This window comes from Sphingomonas sp. Y38-1Y (assembly GCF_032391395.1).
Lineage (GTDB): Bacteria > Pseudomonadota > Alphaproteobacteria > Sphingomonadales > Sphingomonadaceae > Sphingomonas.
On the sequence record NZ_CP135916.1, the window covers coordinates 1,918,461 to 1,934,508 of the forward strand.

Annotated in this window: 13 protein-coding genes and 1 tRNA gene; 4 read left to right on the forward strand and 10 right to left on the reverse strand. The window is 68.5% G+C overall.

Translation table 11 applies throughout. The annotated features are described in order from the left end of the window. Positions 1 to 9: 9 nt before the first annotated feature. The 7 genes from RS883_RS09205 to RS883_RS09235 form a co-directional block, all read right to left on the reverse strand. Positions 10 to 357 carry a TfoX/Sxy family protein gene (locus RS883_RS09205; RefSeq protein WP_315759908.1) on the reverse strand — a complete coding sequence of 116 codons (348 nt, stop codon included), beginning with the start codon at positions 355 to 357 and terminating at the stop codon, positions 10 to 12. A gap of 41 nt (positions 358 to 398) precedes the next feature. After that, complete coding sequence (locus tag RS883_RS09210; RefSeq protein WP_315759909.1) at positions 399 to 1,094, reverse strand: DUF4197 domain-containing protein; 696 nt, start codon at positions 1,092 to 1,094, stop codon at positions 399 to 401. 93 nt (positions 1,095 to 1,187) lie between these two features. Next, positions 1,188 to 1,263, reverse strand: a tRNA-Trp gene (locus tag RS883_RS09215). Positions 1,264 to 1,308: 45 nt separating this feature from the next. Further along, complete coding sequence (locus RS883_RS09220) at positions 1,309 to 3,669, reverse strand: putative bifunctional diguanylate cyclase/phosphodiesterase (protein WP_315759910.1); 2,361 nt, start codon at positions 3,667 to 3,669, stop codon at positions 1,309 to 1,311. Between the two features lie 63 nt (positions 3,670 to 3,732). Beyond that, positions 3,733 to 3,939: a DUF1289 domain-containing protein gene (locus tag RS883_RS09225; protein ID WP_315759911.1), complete on the reverse strand. Its 207-nt coding sequence runs from the start codon at positions 3,937 to 3,939 to the stop codon at positions 3,733 to 3,735. 8 nt (positions 3,940 to 3,947) lie between these two features. Beyond that, positions 3,948 to 5,363 (reverse strand): DEAD/DEAH box helicase, encoded by a 1,416-nt coding sequence (locus tag RS883_RS09230; RefSeq protein WP_315759912.1) that lies wholly within the window; start codon positions 5,361 to 5,363, stop codon positions 3,948 to 3,950. 92 nt (positions 5,364 to 5,455) lie between these two features. Next, positions 5,456 to 5,944, reverse strand: a complete 489-nt coding sequence (locus RS883_RS09235) for a hypothetical protein (protein WP_315759913.1) — start codon at positions 5,942 to 5,944, stop codon at positions 5,456 to 5,458. 91 nt (positions 5,945 to 6,035) lie between these two features. Between RS883_RS09235 and RS883_RS09240 the strand changes: the two genes are divergently transcribed. Continuing rightward, entirely contained in the window at positions 6,036 to 7,481 is a 1,446-nt protein-coding gene (locus RS883_RS09240; RefSeq protein WP_315759914.1) for an FAD-binding oxidoreductase, read from the forward strand. A gap of 58 nt (positions 7,482 to 7,539) precedes the next feature. After that, complete coding sequence (locus RS883_RS09245) at positions 7,540 to 8,319, forward strand: SapC family protein (protein WP_315759915.1); 780 nt, start codon at positions 7,540 to 7,542, stop codon at positions 8,317 to 8,319. Positions 8,320 to 8,561: 242 nt separating this feature from the next. Here the strand turns inward: RS883_RS09245 and RS883_RS09250 are convergent, their stop codons facing one another. Next, complete coding sequence (locus RS883_RS09250; protein WP_315759916.1) at positions 8,562 to 9,413, reverse strand: N-formylglutamate amidohydrolase; 852 nt, start codon at positions 9,411 to 9,413, stop codon at positions 8,562 to 8,564. A gap of 110 nt (positions 9,414 to 9,523) precedes the next feature. On the opposite strand from RS883_RS09250, the gene cpdR reads away from it, so the two are divergent. Further along, positions 9,524 to 9,901 (forward strand): cell cycle two-component system response regulator CpdR, encoded by a 378-nt coding sequence (cpdR, locus tag RS883_RS09255; RefSeq protein ID WP_315759917.1) that lies wholly within the window; start codon positions 9,524 to 9,526, stop codon positions 9,899 to 9,901. A 102-nt stretch (positions 9,902 to 10,003) separates the two neighbouring features. Here cpdR and mfd read toward each other — a convergent pair whose 3' ends face one another. Both mfd and RS883_RS09265 read right to left on the reverse strand, forming a co-directional pair. After that, positions 10,004 to 13,483, reverse strand: coding sequence for a transcription-repair coupling factor (gene mfd / locus RS883_RS09260; RefSeq protein ID WP_315759918.1), 3,480 nt, complete (start codon positions 13,481 to 13,483; stop codon positions 10,004 to 10,006). A gap of 128 nt (positions 13,484 to 13,611) precedes the next feature. Then, the gene (locus RS883_RS09265) at positions 13,612 to 13,878 is read right to left on the reverse strand and encodes a succinate dehydrogenase assembly factor 2 (protein WP_315759919.1); all 267 of its coding nucleotides are present in this window, start codon (positions 13,876 to 13,878) and stop codon (positions 13,612 to 13,614) included. A gap of 71 nt (positions 13,879 to 13,949) precedes the next feature. Here RS883_RS09265 and recG point away from each other — a divergent pair, with 71 nt between their 5' ends. Then, positions 13,950 to 16,010 carry an ATP-dependent DNA helicase RecG gene (recG, locus tag RS883_RS09270; RefSeq protein WP_315759920.1) on the forward strand — a complete coding sequence of 687 codons (2,061 nt, stop codon included), beginning with the start codon at positions 13,950 to 13,952 and terminating at the stop codon, positions 16,008 to 16,010. Positions 16,011 to 16,048: the final 38 nt, after the last annotated feature.

Below are 16,048 nucleotides of genomic sequence, written 5' to 3' on the forward strand. Positions count from 1 at the left end.
CAGGCTGGTCTAACCCGCTGCCTTCGGCTTCCGCTTTGCCTTTGGCTTGGGCATCGGCAGCTCGGCGGCGGTCATACGGAACAGCTCCGCTAACCAGTCCCCGTCGTCAAAATGCGCCTCGTCGATGAGGAGGTGGGGCTTGGCACCGGGATAGGGCGACCCCTCGCCGGCATCGGGTGCGTGCGCGCGGCCGGCGCCCGTCGGCGTCACGAAAAGCTGGTCGTCGCACACCAGCGCGACCATCTTGCCATCGAGGTACAGGCCGTATTCGCCGAACATCGCGCGGGCGGTGACATCGCCCGACGGGCCGCCGGCCTGTTCGACGATGAAGGCGACGGTTCGGGGATCGGACGACATGGCGGCGATCCTGCCTGCGAACACCGCCGATTGGAAGCGCGCTAGAAGCGCCCGCCCGACAAAAGCGCGATCAGCAGCGGATCGCGGGTGCGGCGCGGGTCCGCCCGGAACGCGGCTTCCTCGCGGCCGATCGCGCGAAAGATCGAGTCGCTTGCCTGCCGGGACAGCGACGTGGCGATGCCGCCAAGGTCGAAGCCCGACCGGGCGCCGAGCGCGGCGGTCAGGATCTCGAACGCGTCGCCGCGAAGCCCCGCGCTGATCTCCGGGAACATCGCATCGACCAGCGCGCCGCCGGTCTCGCGGCGGAGCAGGTCGGTTGCCGGCGATCCGCCGCCACGCAGAATTGCCAGCGCGTCGGAGAACGTCATGCGGCTTATCGCGTCCATGACGAGCGGCGTCGCACGATCGGCAGCGTCGACCGCGACGTCGTTCACCGCGATCGCGATGCGCCGCTGCACCGCGTCGGTCCGCAGCACCGCGGCGAGCACCGCGCCGCCGCGGCCATTCGCCGCATCGGGCACCGTCAGCCGGGTGAGCTGGTCATCGTAGAAGCCGCCGGGCTGGATCAGCCGCGCGAACGCTGCCTGGCTCGACAAGGTGAGCAGGCGCCGCACGCCCTCCTCGGGCGACAGCGTGCCGATCGGCGTCGAGCACGCCGCGACGACTGCAACCGGCGCAACGGCGATCAGGCCGAGCAGACGGCGCCGCGACGGCGAAACGGGGATGAGGTCGGACATACGCGGCTCCCTGAAGCTTGGAGCCGGCTCTTGGCCCATCATGCCTTGCGCCAGCTTGAACGCGGTGGGCCGGCGCTGATGGAAATTACCGGCTGGCAGGAGTGCACGGACTCGAACCGTGGGCCCTCGGTTTTGGAGACCGATGCTCTACCAACTGAGCTACACTCCTACGAGCCGGTGCGCGCCTTTAGCGCGGGTGCGCGGCGGCGGCAAGTCAGGCTGCGACACTTTCGCCGCGCCTGCGCCGGGTGGCGAGGATTCGCGCCTCGGCAACGGGAAGCGGGCGGCCGAAATAGAAGCCTTGGACCTTGCCACAGCCGAGCGCGCTGGCGATCGCGTGCTCCTGCTCGGTCTCGACGCCCTCGGCCGTGGTCGTCATGCCGAGCGAGTCGGCGAGCGCGACGACCGCGCGGATGATCGCCGTGGCCTCGCGCCCGCCGGTGGCGGCGGCCTGGACGAAGCTCCGGTCGACCTTGATCGTCGAGAAGCGCGTGCGCGAAAGATAGCCGAGCGAGGAATAGCCGGTGCCGAAATCGTCGAGGCTGAGGCGGCAGCCGAGCTCGAGAATGTGCTCGAGCACCTTGAGCGCGCCTGTCCCTTCGCGAAGGAAGACGCTCTCGGTCACCTCGAGCTCCAACCGGTCGGGCGAGATGCCGGATTGCGCGATCGCCTGGGCGACGACGGAGACGAAGGCGGGGTTGTGGAGCTGCTCCGGCGAAACGTTGACGGCGATGCGGATGTCGTCGTCCCAGCGCGACGCCTCGGCACAGGCGTGGCGGAGCACCCATTCGCCAATCGGCGCGATCAGGCGCGCATCCTCAGCCAGCGGCACGAACTTCGCCGGGCTGATCGGCCCGAGTTCGGGATGGGTCCAGCGCAGCAGCGCCTCGAACCCGGTCAGCCGCGCGGTGGCGGCATCGACGACGGGCTGGAAGTTGAGGTGGAGTTCGTCGTTCTGGAGCGCATTGCGAAGCGCGATCTCTAGGACGCGGCGCTCCTCGGCGGCGACATGGAGTTGCGGTTCATAGGTGTGGAAGACGCCGCCGCCTGCATCCTTCGATCGATAGAGGGCGAGGTCGGCCGAGCGGATCAGCATCTCCGCCGTGCGCCCGTCGCGCGGACCGATCGCGAGGCCGACGCTGGCGCCGATATAGAGCGTGTTCTGGTCAACCTCGTACGGCACCGACAGCTTGGCAATGATCGTGCGGGCGAGCGTCTCGAGCCGCTCGGTATCGCGCGCGTCGCGGACGACCACGGCGAACTCGTCACCGCCCAGGCGGCCGATGATCTCGTTCTCCGTCATCATCTGGCGAAGGCGTTCGGAGACTCGGCCGAGCAGACGGTCGCCGACCGGGTGGCCAAGCGAATCGTTGACCGCCTTGAACCGATCAAGGTCGATCATCATGAACGCGCAGCGCGAGCCCCATTTGTCGGCCTCCGCCATCGCATGCGCCAGCGCCTCGTTGATGAGCAGGCGGTTGGGAAGGCCGGTGAGCGCGTCGTAGCGGGCCAGGCGATTGATGCGGTCGCTGGTCTGGCGCGCTTCCGTCACGTCGCTGCCGACACCGCGAAAGCCGATGAACGCGCCGGCTTCGTCATGGCGGGGATTGGCGGCGATCTGCCACCAGCGTTGCTCGCCCGCGACGACGACGGGAAGCAGCAGGTCGCGGAATGCCTCGCGCGCCTTGAGCTTGTCGGCGAGCGTGTGGAGGCCGGCGGCGAACTTGCCCGTTTCCCAGTCCCGCCCGGCGAGCACCTGAAGGAACGGAAGGCCGTTGATCGCGCGCGGTTCCAGCCCGGCGGCAAGCGCGAAACGGGGGCTGGCGCGCACGACGCGGCGCTGCGCGTCGATTTCCCACAGCCAGTCGGCAGCGCTTTCCTCGAACTCGCGGAGCAACAGGCTGACGGTCTCGTCGCGTTCGGAGAGCGCGAGCGCCTGGGCGTGGGTGACGGCCAGCCCGCGGCTGCGGCCGTAGCAGGCCACGCCGAGCAGACCCGCGAACAGCAGTGCCGCCGCGCCCGCGGCCACATGCGCCGAAATCGCGAGCGACAGCGCCATCGCGCCGCCCAGAATGGTGAGGAAGACGATCGTCGCGAGCGGGAGCGAGGCCATCGACACCGCCGTCGCGGTCATCAGGATGACGAGCGTGATCCACAAACCGATCGCCGCATCACCGCCGGTGTTTGGGCCGAACCACAAGGGCGCGACCGCCCAGACGAGGCCAAGTGCCGCGCCGTCCAGCGCGGTCTGGCGCACGTCACGCAGCGTGGCGGCCACGCGCGCACGGTTGTGGCTGGACAAGCGGCGGAACACGACGCCGAGCGCGACGGCGACGACGAGCGTGCCCCATGCGACGCGCTGCCACCAGGGGAACTGCCCGGCCAGAAAGACGGTGAGGACACCGGCACATAGCGTATTGGCGGCCAGCAGCATCAGTGCGAGTTGCACGCTGGTGTTGAGCTGTGCGGCGCGGATGCGCGACCAGTCGACCGGGTCGGTCGTTTCCTTGAGGCCAAGAAGCGCGCGGACATCGATCCGCACGCGGGCAATCGGAATGGTCGGGTCGCTCGTCACCCGCGAACGCTATCGTGTCGCTGGTTATCGATCGGTTAGAGCGAGCGGCCCAGAAACGAAAAATTACGAGTGATGTTCGGACCGTCGGACTGGGAGCGCCGCCATGATCGCGCTTCGCCGTTCGGGCGAATAGCCCGTCCAGCCGGCGATCTCCTCACCCGTGCGATAGCAGCCGAGACAGAGCCCACTTTGGACGTCGAGCATGCAGACGAGGATGCAGGGCGTCTCGATCGCGGCGGGTGGAACCCGCTCGAACCCCTCGTCCGCCACGCCGCGCCTCAGCGGCCGAGTGCGACTTCGAGAAAGGCGGGAACGGGACCGTTCCAGCCGCCATCGTCATGATCCTCGTCGCGGTCGCGGCGGCGATCCCGGCGACCGCCGCGCTCGCCGCGCAGTTCCGGCGCCGGCTCGCGGCGCGCATCGCGCTCGCGGCGCGGTTCGGCCTCGCGGCGGGGTTCGGCTTCCTGGCGCGCTTCGGGCGCGCGCTCACGGCGGGGTTCACGCTCGCGGCGGGGCTCGCGTTCGCGGCGCGGGCGTTCCTCGCGCGGTTCGGGCGCCGCTTCGGCAGCGGACGGCGCGCTCGGCACGGCGATGCGCTCGATCGTCTGGCCGGTCAGCTTCTCGATGTTGGCGATGTTCTCGGCATCTTCGCTGGTGACGAAGGTGAAGGCCGAACCCTTGGCCCCCGCGCGGCCGGTGCGGCCGATGCGGTGGACATAGTCGTCCGGATGCCAGGGCGCGTCGAAGTTGAAGACGTGGCTGACGCCCTTGATGTCCAGGCCGCGCGCCGCGACGTCGCTGGCGACGAGGATGTTAACGTCCCCGCGCTTGAAGCGGTCGAGCTCGGCCAGACGCGCCGGCTGGTCCATGTCGCCATGGATCTCGCTGGAGGCGAAGCCATTGGCGCGCAGCGACTTGTTGAGCTCGCGCACTGTGGTCTTGCGGTTGCAGAAGATGATCGCGGTGCGAACGTCCTCCGCCTTCAAGAGGGTGCGCAGCGCCTCCCGCTTCTTGTCCGCGCGGACGGGAACCAGGCGCTGGGTGATGTTGGTGTTCGTGGTCGCGGGACGGGCGACCTCGATCGTCTTGGGATTGCTCAGGAACTTGTCGGCAAGCTTCTTGATCGGCGGCGGCATCGTCGCGGAGAAGAGCAGCGTCTGGCGCGACTTGGGCAGCTTGGAGCAGATCGTCTCGATGTCGGGGATGAAACCCATGTCGAGCATGCGGTCCGCCTCGTCGATGACGAGCAGCTCGCAGCCGGTCAGCAGGATCTTGCCGCGCTCGAACAGGTCCATCAAGCGGCCGGGGGTGGCGATCAGGACGTCGACGCCCCTTTCCAGCGCCTTGATCTGGTCGCCCATCTGGACGCCCCCGATCAGCAGCGCCATCGAAAGCTTGTTGTACTTGCCGTACTTCTCGAAATTCTCGGCGACCTGCGCGGCGAGTTCCCGCGTCGGCTCCAGGATCAGGCTGCGCGGCATCAGCGCGCGCGTGCGACCCTGGGCCAGGATGTCGATCATCGGAAGGACGAAGCTGGCGGTCTTGCCCGTACCCGTCTGGGCGATGCCGATCAGGTCGCGCATCATCAGGACGGAGGGGATGGCGCTCGCCTGGATCGGCGTCGGCTCGGTATAGCCAGACTCGTTGACGGCGCGAAGCAGTTCGTCAGACAGGCCGAGATCGGCAAAGTTCATGCAAATGTCCGGAAATGCAGCCCCGAAGATCGCGGCCGCGGATTGTGATCGCCGCTTGCGGATTTCGGGCGAAAAGTCAAGTAAAGCCGCGCTCAGCGCGACGGAATGAGCGTCCTAAGGCCCTTGATCCGGCACTCGCCGCCGCTGCGCGAACGGATCGAGTCGCGCTTGGCGCAGATCTGTCCATCCGCGGGCGGACGCAGGTAGAAGCCCGAATAGAAACCGAGCGCGGGACAGTCGTCGCTCAACCGTGCGCGCATCCGGCGCCCGCCCGACAGGACCAGGTCGACGCTGTCGGGCCGGGTGATCGACGCGGCGGCCAGCGATGCGACGGGGACACATTGCTCGGCACGATGCTCGGTCCAGCTGATCGGCGGAAGGGGGGCTGCGGTCGCTGCGGTCGAGACGACGCCGGGCGCCATGCTCATGCGCGGCACGCGGACGATGACGTGACGCTCGATGCGGATCTGCGCCCGCATGCCGGGCGGCGGTGCGGCGCGCGCGACCTGGGCCTGGAGGGCCGTGTCGGGCGCGAGCATCAGCGGCAGCAGGAACAACAGGGGATCGATCAACAAGCTCACCATCTACGCGTCGAACAATCCATCACCCGCCCGGCTTGAACGTGCGATGAATTGGCCCCCCGTCAGGAGCCATGCTAACGGCGCACACACCATGACGCCAGCCCAGACCGACCTGATCGAGACAGCCCACCGCATCGGCGGCGACCGTGCGGTGACGACCGATCCCGCCGATATCGGCCCGTGGCTCACCGACTGGCGCGGCCGCTATCGGGGGGTGGCGCCCGCGATCCTTTCGCCCGCGAGCACCGCGGAAACGGCCGAAATCGTGCGCGCGGCGCGCAACCTGGGCGTCGCGGTGGTGCCTCAGGGGGGCAATACCTCGATGGTCGGCGGCGCGACGCCGCCTGCCGACGGCTCGGCGCTGATCCTGTCGACGCGGCGGATGCGCGCGATCCGCTCGATCGATGCGTCAGCGGGGCAGGCGGTGGCGGAGGCTGGCGTGATCCTGGCGACGCTGCACGACGCGGCGCTGGGCGAGGGGATGCGCTTTCCTCTGACGCTGGGCGCGCGAGGGTCCGCGACGATCGGCGGGCTGGTTTCGACCAATGCGGGTGGGACGCAGGTGCTGCGCTTCGGGACGATGCGGCGGCTGGTTGCGGGGGTCGAGGCGGTGTTGCCCGACGGATCGGTGCATGACGGCCTGTCGGCGCTGAAGAAGGACAATCGCGGCTACGACCTCAATCAGCTGCTGATCGGCGCGGAGGGGACGCTCGGCATCGTCACGGCGGCGGCGCTGACGCTGGTGCCGGCGGTGCGCACGCGAGCCGTCGCGTGGGCGGGCCTCGCCAGCCCGGACGATGCATTGGCGCTGCTGCGCCGGCTGGAAGCCGCGACCGACACGATCGAGAGCTTCGAGATCGTGCCCGGCTCTTCGCTGGCGCTCGTCATCGAGCACATTCCAGGCACGCGGATGCCGCTTCCCGGCCGGCATGACTGGCACGTGCTGATCGAGGCGGCGAGCGGCGATCCGCACGCATCCTTGGCCGAGATGCTCGAAGCCCAGCTTGCGGCGGCGATCGAGGCCGGCCTGGTCGCCGACGCGGTCGTCGCCGTGAGCGAGGCGCAGGCAGAGGCGTTCTGGCGCATCCGCGACTCGCTATCGGAGGCCGAGCGCTCGGCGGGGCCGGCGGCGCAGCACGACATCTCGGTGCCCGTGCCCGTCATGCCGCGCTTCATGGTCGAGGCAGCGGCCGCGCTGGAGGGGGCGTTTCCCGGCACGCATGCCAGCGGCTTCGGGCATCTGGGCGACGGCAACGTCCACTTCCACGTGCGCGCGCCTGCGGGAATGAGCGCCGAACGCTGGTATGCGGAGATGGCGCCGGCGGCGACGCGCATGGTCCACGATCTTGTCGTCGCGGCGGGCGGATCGATTTCCGCCGAGCATGGCATCGGGCAGATGAAGCTTGGCGAGCTTGAGCGTTTGGGCCCGCCGTCGCGGTTGGCCGCCATTCGCGCGATAAAATCCGCGTTCGATCCGGCGGGGCTTTTCAATCCCGGAAAGCTCGTCAACCTTGCGCGCGGCGGCGCCGCGACTTAGACGCGCGCGTCGTTCCAAAAAGTTCCATCACGTCGATTTGGATTCTCAGGAGAGTATCATGGCCAGCGCGCCGCAGGCACAGCTTCCGCTATTCTACAATCAGCTCGAGCCGCTTTCGAGCGCGCAGCATGCCGATTTCCGCGTGCGCCCGTCGAGCACCGCGCCGTTCCTGGCCAACCATCATGCGGTGCCGCTGACAGTGGAGGAGTTCCCGCTGGTGCAGCGTCGGATGCCGATCGTGTTCTCAGTCGGCGACGATCCCGTGCCGCTGGCGCTGATGGGCCTGAACGAGGGGGTGAACACCTTCCTCGACGCCGAAGGCAAGCTGCTGGACGACGAGACGTACATCCCGGCCTATGTCCGCCGCTATCCGTACATGCTCGCGCGGCTGCGTCCGGACAGCGAGGAGCTGTCGCTCTGCTTCGACCCGACGTCCGACACGATCGGCGCGTTCGAGGAGGGCGAGAAGCTGTTTGAGAATGGCGAGCCGACCGAGCTGACGCGCGGCATCCTGAGCTTTGCCGAGCAGTTCGAGCAGGCCGGCCAGCGCACCAGCGCGTTCATGGCCGAGCTCAAGGAGCAGGGCCTGCTGATGGACGGCGAGATCTCGATCCAGCCTGAGGGCGCGCAGCCCTTCGTCTATCGCGGCTTCCAGATGGTCGACGAGGCCAAGCTCAACGAGATGCGCGGCGACCAGCTCCGCAAGATGCAGCAGTCGGGCATGCTGCCGCTCGTCTATGCGCACCTGTTCTCGCTCAGCCTGATGCGCGACCTGTTCGGCAAGCAGATGCGCCAGGGCAAGATGCCGCAGCAGCCGGTGCCGCTCGCGGTCAACTGATCGGCGGCGCAAACGCGCCCTGCCACGAACCGCCCCGGATCAGCGATGATCCGGGGCGTTTGCGTTCAGCGCCCGCGAAAAATCCGATCGGCGACCCTTGCACGCTCGTGCCCGGTCCCTATATTCGAATGGTACGGTTCAGTGTCCCCCCTTTCGCTGGGCCGTGCGACACACCTTCGGGTGTGTCTCCTCCCTGAACCTTGGCCAGCTGGTGCTTTCAGCACCAGCTGGTTTTTTATTGCCTATTCGGCAGCGGCAAGGCGGGGGAGGATGGCGTCGGCGAGCGCGTCAATCATCGCGCGCACCATCGCCGCGATGCGGGAAACGCCGGGTCCCGGCTCCAGCGTCATCGGATCGAGATAGAGCAGCCGGTCGATTTCGACCTGGATTGCATGAATGCCGCGGGCAGGATCGCCGTGCCGTTCGAGGATGTGCCCGCCGGCATAGGGCGCGTTGAGCGCGACGCGGAGGCCGTGAGCGCGCGCCGTCGCCTCCGCCAGCGCCATCAAGGCGCCGCCCGACGCGCGGCCGAAGCGGTCGCCGAGCACCACCTGCGCGCCATCGCCGCCGAGAGTGGGCATCGAGTGCAGGTCGATCAGCACCGCGACGCCGAACCGCGCGTGCGCCGCTGCCAGCGCCTCGCTGAGCGCCGTATGATAGGGTCGGTGATCCTCCGCGATGCGACGCTCGATCGCGGCGCCCGAGAAGCGCGCGCGCCACAGATCACCCGCCGGTCCGGACCGTCTCGGAACGAGCCCCAGCCCGCTGCGCAGCTTGATCGACGGCTGCGGCTGCGTCGTCGCGGCGGCGCCCTCGTCGACCAGCGGATCGCGCTCGCGCTCATGGCGGTTGAGGTCGATCCAGGCGCGCGGACGGCGCGCGATCAGCATCGTCTCGTCGCGATGCGCCGCGCGTGCGATCGCGTCGACGTGGCGGTCCTCCAGCGGCAGCAATGCCGCTACCGGCACGCGCAGCGCGGCGATCAGCGCCTCGGGATAGTCGCGGCCGGCATGCGGCACGGACACCACCACCGGGGAGACGGGGTCGGCGGAGCCATGTCGATCGAAGCTGGGAGGGTTCGGCACTTCGACCACGCTAGGCGCCGACGCCCGCCGCCGCAATCGGCCCGTCGCATGAGGCTGCCTTCGTCTGGAAAATCTTAAGGGCTTCGCTCATACACGGTCGCCTCGACATAGGGGTGGCAATGTACCGAATCTTGCTCGCGGAAGACGATACGGTGATGCGCGACTATCTGACGCGCGCGCTGGAACGTGCGGGCTATCTCGTCAGTGCCGTGGATCGCGGGACGGCGGCGCTGCCGCTGATCGAAAGCGAGCCGTTCGACCTGCTGCTCACCGACATCGTCATGCCCGAGATGGACGGGATCGAGCTGGCCCAGCGCGCCAGCGAGATCGCGCCCGACATGCGCGTCATGTTCATCACTGGCTTTGCCGCGGTCACGCTGAAGGCGGGCAAGACGATGCCGCAGGCGCGCGTGCTCTCCAAACCCTTCCACCTGCGCGAACTGGTGCTGGAGGTGGACCGGCTGTTCGAGATGGAGAGCGTGATTCCCCGGCCGTAGGGGGACGCTCGAACTCATCATCTACCGTTCGCCCTGAGCTTGTCGAAGGGCGTGTTGCGGGACACGTGCTTCGACAGGCTCAGCACGAACGGTTTGACACGATTACCCCGCCGCCTTCGCCAAACCCCGGCTGATCTGCAGCGCGGCGTTGAGACGCGCCTTGGGCGTGGCGAAGGGCCGCGCGACAACCAGCTTCATGTCCGGACGCAGCTTTGCCGTCCCTTCCAGTCGGCCGACATAGGCCATCAGCCCGTCAACGTTGGGGAAGTGATCCTTGGCGAAGCTGACCAGCGCGCCCTTCGGCCCGACGTCCAGCTTGGCGATGCAGGCTGTCTTGGCGTTGAGCTTGGCCTCCATCAGCACCAGCAGGTTCTCGGTCGCCTCCGGCAGCTTGCCGAAGCGGTCGATCAGTTCGGCGGCGAAGGCCTCGATCCCGCGGCGGTCCTCGACCTCGTTGAGGCGGCGATAGAGACCCATGCGCAGGTCGAGATCGGGGATGAAATCCTCCGGCAGCATGATCGGCGCGTCGACGGTGATCTGCGGGCTGAAGTCGCCGGGCGCGAGATCGCCCTCGTCCTTCGATCGGCCCGACTTGGCCTCCAGGATCGCCTCTTCCAGCATCGCCTGGTAGAGTTCGTAGCCGACCTCCTTGATGTGGCCCGACTGCTCGTCGCCGAGCAGGTTGCCCGCGCCGCGGATGTCGAGATCGTGGCTGGCGAGCTGGAACCCGGCGCCGAGCGAATCGAGGTCGGACAGCACCTTCAGCCGCTTCTCCGCCGCCTCGGTCATCAGCCGCTCGGGCGGGGTGGTGAGGTACGCATAGGCGCGCGTCTTGGCGCGACCGACGCGGCCGCGCAGCTGATACAGCTGGGCGAGGCCGAACTTGTCGGCGCGGTTGACGATCATCGTGTTTGCGCTCGGGATATCGAGCCCGCTCTCGACGATGGTGGTCGAGACCAGCACCTCGAACTTCTTGTCGTAGAAGGCGGACATCCGCTCCTCGACCTCGCTCGGCGCCATCTGGCCGTGCGCGACGACGTAGCGGACCTCGGGCACGTCGCGGCGAAGGAACTCCTCGATGTCCGGCAGGTCGGCGATCCGCGGCGTGACGAAATAGCTCTGTCCGCCGCGATAATGCTCGCGCAGCAGAGCCTCGCGCAGGACGACGGGATCCCACGGCATGACGTAGGTCCGCACCGCGAGGCGATCGACGGGCGGCGTCTGGATCACCGACAGCTCGCGCAACCCCGACATCGCCATCTGGAGCGTGCGCGGGATCGGTGTGGCGGTGAGGGTGAGGACGTGGACGTCGGCCTTGAGCGCCTTCAGCCGCTCCTTGTGGGTGACGCCGAATCGCTGTTCCTCGTCAACGATGACGAGGCCCAGCCGCTTGAAGTCGAGACCCTTGGCGAGCAGCGCGTGCGTGCCCACGACGACGTCGATCGTGCCGTCGGCGAGGCCGTCCTTGACCTTCTTGACCTCGGCCGCGGGGACGAGGCGCGAGATGCGGCCGACGTTGATCGGGAACCCCTCGAACCGCGCGGTGAAGTTCATGTGGTGCTGGCGTGCGAGCAGCGTCGTCGGGCAGATGACCGCGACCTGCTGCCCTGCCATCGCCGCAACAAAGGCGGCGCGCAGCGCCACCTCGGTCTTGCCGAAACCGACATCGCCGACGATCAGCCGGTCCATCGGCTTGCCGGAGCCGAGGTCGCCCAGCACGTCGTCGATGGCGCGATCCTGATCCTCGGTTTCCTCATAGGGGAAGCGGTCGAGGAAGGCGGGATAGCCGCCGGTATCGGGCTCGGCCACTTGGCCGGGGCGGAGCGCGCGCTTGGCGGCGGTCTTGATGAGCTCGCCCGCGATCTCGCGGATGCGCTCCTTCATCGCCGCCTTGCGGCGTTGCCAGCCCTCGCCGCCCAGACGATCTAGGCTCGCACCCTCTTCACCCGAGCCGTAGCGGCTGAGCACTTCCAGGTTCTCGACGGGGACGTAGAGCTTGTCGCCGCCGGCATAGGAGAGCGCGACGCAATCGTGCGGCGCCTTCTGCACCGGGATTTGCGTCAGCCCCTCGTACCGACCGATGCCGTGATCGACATGGACGACGAGATCGCCGGGCGACAGCGTTGCGAGCTCGGCAAGAAAGGCGTCGGTCGACTTCTTGCGCTTCTTGCGGCGGACCAGCCGGTCGCCGAGCATGTCCTGCTCGGTCAGGACGGCGACGCCGGGCGCGGTGAAGCCGTGGTCAAGGGGCAGGACGATCAGCGCCGTGCCAAAGCTCTTGCTGGTGTCGGCGGTGCCGAGCGCCTCCTGCCAGCTCTCGGCGGTCTTTGCGCCCTTGAGGCCATGGTCGGCGAGCAGGCCCATCAACCGCTCACGCGCGCCGATCGAATAGCTGGCGAGGATCGGCTTGCGGCCGTCCTTCCTCAGCTTTTCGACATGCGCAACGACGGCCTCATAGACGTTCGCCTGCGCGGTCCGCTCGGGCGTGAAGTCGCGAGGGCCGTCGACGCCGAAGTCGAGGACGCGCGCGCTTTCGGGTTCGCGGAACGGGGTGGCGAGGTGCGCCGGCGCTTCCTCGACCTTGGCAGCCCATTGATCGGCGAGGAGGTAGAGCTGGTCCTGACCGAGTGGGCGATAGCTGCCGGGGTCGCTCGACTGCGCGCGGACGCGATTGGCCTGATAGTCTGCGATCGCTTCGAACCGCGCTTCGGCTGCGGAGATCGCGTTGGCGTCGCGGACGATGACGGCGTCGTCGGGCAGGTGGTCGAACAGCGTCTCCAGCCGGTCCTCGAACAGCGGCAGCCAATGCTCCATGCCGGCCAGCCGGCGACCGTCGCTGATCGCCTGATAAAGCGGATCGCCCGTCGCGGTCGCGCCGAACCGCTCGCGATAGCGGCTGCGGAAGCGCTTGATCGTATCCTCGTCGAGCAAGGCTTCGGAGGCGGGGAGCAGCGTGAAGCCGTCGATCCGCCCGGTGGTGCGCTGGTCGGCGGGGTCGAACGTGCGGACGCTCTCGATCTCGTCGCCGAAGAAGTCGAGTCGAAGCGCCGCCTCCGCGCCCGAGGGGAACAGGTCGACCAGGCCGCCACGGATCGCGAACTCGCCCGCGTCGTGGACGGTGTCGGTGCGAACATAGCCGTTGCCGGCGAGCAAGGCGGTCAGCTTGTCGAGCGAGATGCGCTCGCCCGGCGCGAGCCGCGCGACGAGCTGGCGGATGCGAAAGCGGGTAAGGACGCGCTGCGTCGCAGCGTTGACCGTCGTCAAGAACAGGCGAGGGCGCGTCGCCTTTTGCTGAAGCGCTTGAAGCGCGGCGAGCCGCTCCGACATGACGCGCAGCGAGGGGCTGGCGCGGTCATAGGGCAGGCAGTCCCAAGCGGGGAACTGGATGACCTCGATCTCGGGCGCGAAGTAGGGCGCGGTGGCGGCGATTGCGCGCATCTCGTTGTCGTCGGTCGCGACGAACACCGCGCCACCCGACGCCGCTCGCGTCAGATCGGCGAGCAGCGAGGGCAGAAAGCCGCTCGGCACGCCCGAGAGGGTGAGCGGGGCCTTGGCGGCGAGGATCTTGGACAGGTCGGGCATTGTATTCCTGAAAGCCCTCTCCCCTTCAGGGGAGAGGGTTGGGAGAGGGGCGGTTCAGGCGGCCCGGTCGGCCCCTCTCCCGACCTCGCTTCGCTCGGCCACCCTCTCCCCTGAAGGAGAGAGGGCTATTACTCCGCGATCGGCACGTAGTTGAGCGCTTCCAGCGCCTGCATCATCGGCCCGCGGTACTCCGGCGGGACCGGCTGCGATCCCGTGGCCCAGCCCATGATGTCGACGTCCTGCTCCTCCAAAAGGCGCTCGAACAGGTCGATATCGGCGTCGGTCCAGCCCGCATGGTGCCGGTCGAAAAAGCCGCCGATCAGCAGGTCGGCTTCCTTGGTGCCGCGGTGCCAGGCGCGAAAGCGCAGGCGTTTGAGGCGGTGTTCGCGATCCAAGCGCTTCTCCAATGCACAATAGCCGGCGGGCGCTGGCGGCGGCCGTCGGCTGGTGTATGGGCGAGATAGGCATGAGACCCGAATTGCTCAATCCGCTGTTTGCAGAGATCACGTCGCTCAAGGGCGTCGGGCCGACGCTAGCGAAGCCGCTGGAGCGGCTGAAGATCGCGCGCGTCGTCGACATGGCGTTCCACCTGCCGACCGGCTTCGTCGATCGGGTGCGGCGCGACGAACTCAATCCTGCCGATGCCGGTCGCGTCATCGCGATCACGCTGACGGCGATCGAGATCCGCAGCTCGTCCGGGCGCGGGCCGACGCGGGCGATCGCGACCGACGGCGCGGGCAATGCCGTCGCGCTCACTTATTTCGGTGGCGGCTCGGGCTGGGTGAAGAAGCTGTTCCCGATCGGTGAGCCGCGCTTCGTCTCCGGCAAGCTCGAAACGTACGGCGAGGCGTTGCAGATCGTCCATCCCGACATCGTCGTCCCGCCCGAGGAGGCGGACACGGTCGGCGGGCGCGAGGCGATCTATCCGCAGTCGGAAGGCATCAATTCCAAGCGCCTGGCGAACTTCGCCGCGCAGGCGATCGAGCGCGCGCCGGACCTGCCCGAATGGATCGAGCCGAGCCTGCTCGCACAGCGGCAATGGCCGGCGTGGCGGGATGCACTGGCGCGCGTTCATGCCGACCCGGCCGACGGCGTGGCCCGCCATCGGCTCGCCTATGACGAACTCTTCGCCAACCAGCTCGCGCTGCTGCTCGTCCGCGGCGAGGCGCGGGCGAAGCGGGGGCGGGCGCTGGTCGGCGACGGACGCCTGCGCGCCAGGCTGAACCTGCCCTACACGCCCACCGGCGCGCAGTCGCGAACGGTGGCGGAGATCGAGGGTGACCTTGCCCAGCCGCGGCCGATGCTGCGGCTGCTCCAGGGTGATGTCGGATCGGGCAAGACGCTGGTGGCGACGATGGCGCTGCTGATCGCGGCGGAAGCGGGTGCGCAGGGTGCGCTGCTCGCCCCGACCGAGATCCTCGCGCGCCAGCACTACGAGAACCTCTCGCGCACGCTTTCGGGCATCGCGCGGGTCGCCATTCTCACCGGGCGTGACAAGGGCCGCGTCCGCGAAGCAACGCTGATGGGTCTCGCGGCGGGCGAGATCGACATCCTGATCGGCACGCACGCGATCTTTCAGGAGGCGGTGACGTACCGCGACCTCGGCCTGGTCGTGGTCGACGAACAGCACCGCTTCGGCGTGGCGCAGCGGATGCTGCTCCAGGCCAAGGCCGAGCGACCGCCGCACCTGCTCGTCATGACCGCGACGCCGATTCCGCGCACGCTGACGCTGGCGCAATATGGCGAGATGGACGTCAGCCGTCTGGACGAGATGCCGCCGGGGCGTGAGCCGATCGAGACGCGCGTCGTGTCAGACGACCGGCTGGCGGAGGTGATCGAGGGTCTCGGCCGGCATCTGGCGAGCGGGGGACAGGCGTATTGGGTGTGCCCGCTCGTCGAGGAAAGCGAGAAGTCCGACATGGCGGCGGCGGAGATGCGCGCCGAGGTGCTGCGCAAGCGCTTTGGCGAGGACGCGGTCGCGCTCGTCCACGGTCGGATGAAACCGCCCGAGAAAGATGCCGAGATGGCGCGCTTCTCCTCGGCGCAGGCGGGCGTGCTCGTGGCGACGACGGTCATCGAGGTTGGCGTCGACGTGCCCAACGCGACGCTGATCGTCATCGAGCATGCCGACCGTTTCGGACTTGCTCAGCTACATCAGCTCCGCGGGCGGGTGGGGCGCGGCGGGGGCAAGTCGATCTGCCTGCTGCTACGCGGCGGGGGCCTCAGCGAAACGTCGCGTGCGCGGCTGGCATTGATGCGGGAAACCAATGACGGCTTCGTCATCGCCGAGCGCGATCTGGAACTGCGCGGCGCGGGCGAATTGCTCGGCACGCGCCAGTCGGGCGAGGCGGCATTCCGGCTGGCGACGCCCGAGCTGATGGGCGAACTGCTGCCCGTAGCGAACGCGGACGCGCGGCTGCTGGTCGACCGCGACGGCGGCCTCAAGGGCGCTCGCGGGGAAGCGGCGCGGCTGGCGCTGTACCTGTTCGAGCGGGATGCAGGGGTGGCGTTGTTGCGATCAGGGTGAACGGCCTAACCCGTCGCCCGGCACACGTCCGGGGTGAC

Coding starts and splice junctions, on each gene's coding strand:
- RS883_RS09205 (WP_315759908.1), bottom strand. CDS start 357: ATGTCGTCCGATCCCCGAACCGTCGCCTTCATCGTCGAACAGGCCGGC.
- RS883_RS09210 (WP_315759909.1), bottom strand. CDS start 1,094: ATGTCCGACCTCATCCCCGTTTCGCCGTCGCGGCGCCGTCTGCTCGGC.
- RS883_RS09230 (WP_315759912.1), bottom strand. CDS start 5,363: ATGAACTTTGCCGATCTCGGCCTGTCTGACGAACTGCTTCGCGCCGTC.
- RS883_RS09240 (WP_315759914.1), top strand. CDS start 6,036: ATGACGCCAGCCCAGACCGACCTGATCGAGACAGCCCACCGCATCGGC.
- RS883_RS09245 (WP_315759915.1), top strand. CDS start 7,540: ATGGCCAGCGCGCCGCAGGCACAGCTTCCGCTATTCTACAATCAGCTC.
- cpdR (WP_315759917.1), top strand. CDS start 9,524: ATGTACCGAATCTTGCTCGCGGAAGACGATACGGTGATGCGCGACTAT.
- mfd (WP_315759918.1), bottom strand. CDS start 13,483: ATGCCCGACCTGTCCAAGATCCTCGCCGCCAAGGCCCCGCTCACCCTC.
- recG (WP_315759920.1), top strand. CDS start 13,950: ATGAGACCCGAATTGCTCAATCCGCTGTTTGCAGAGATCACGTCGCTC.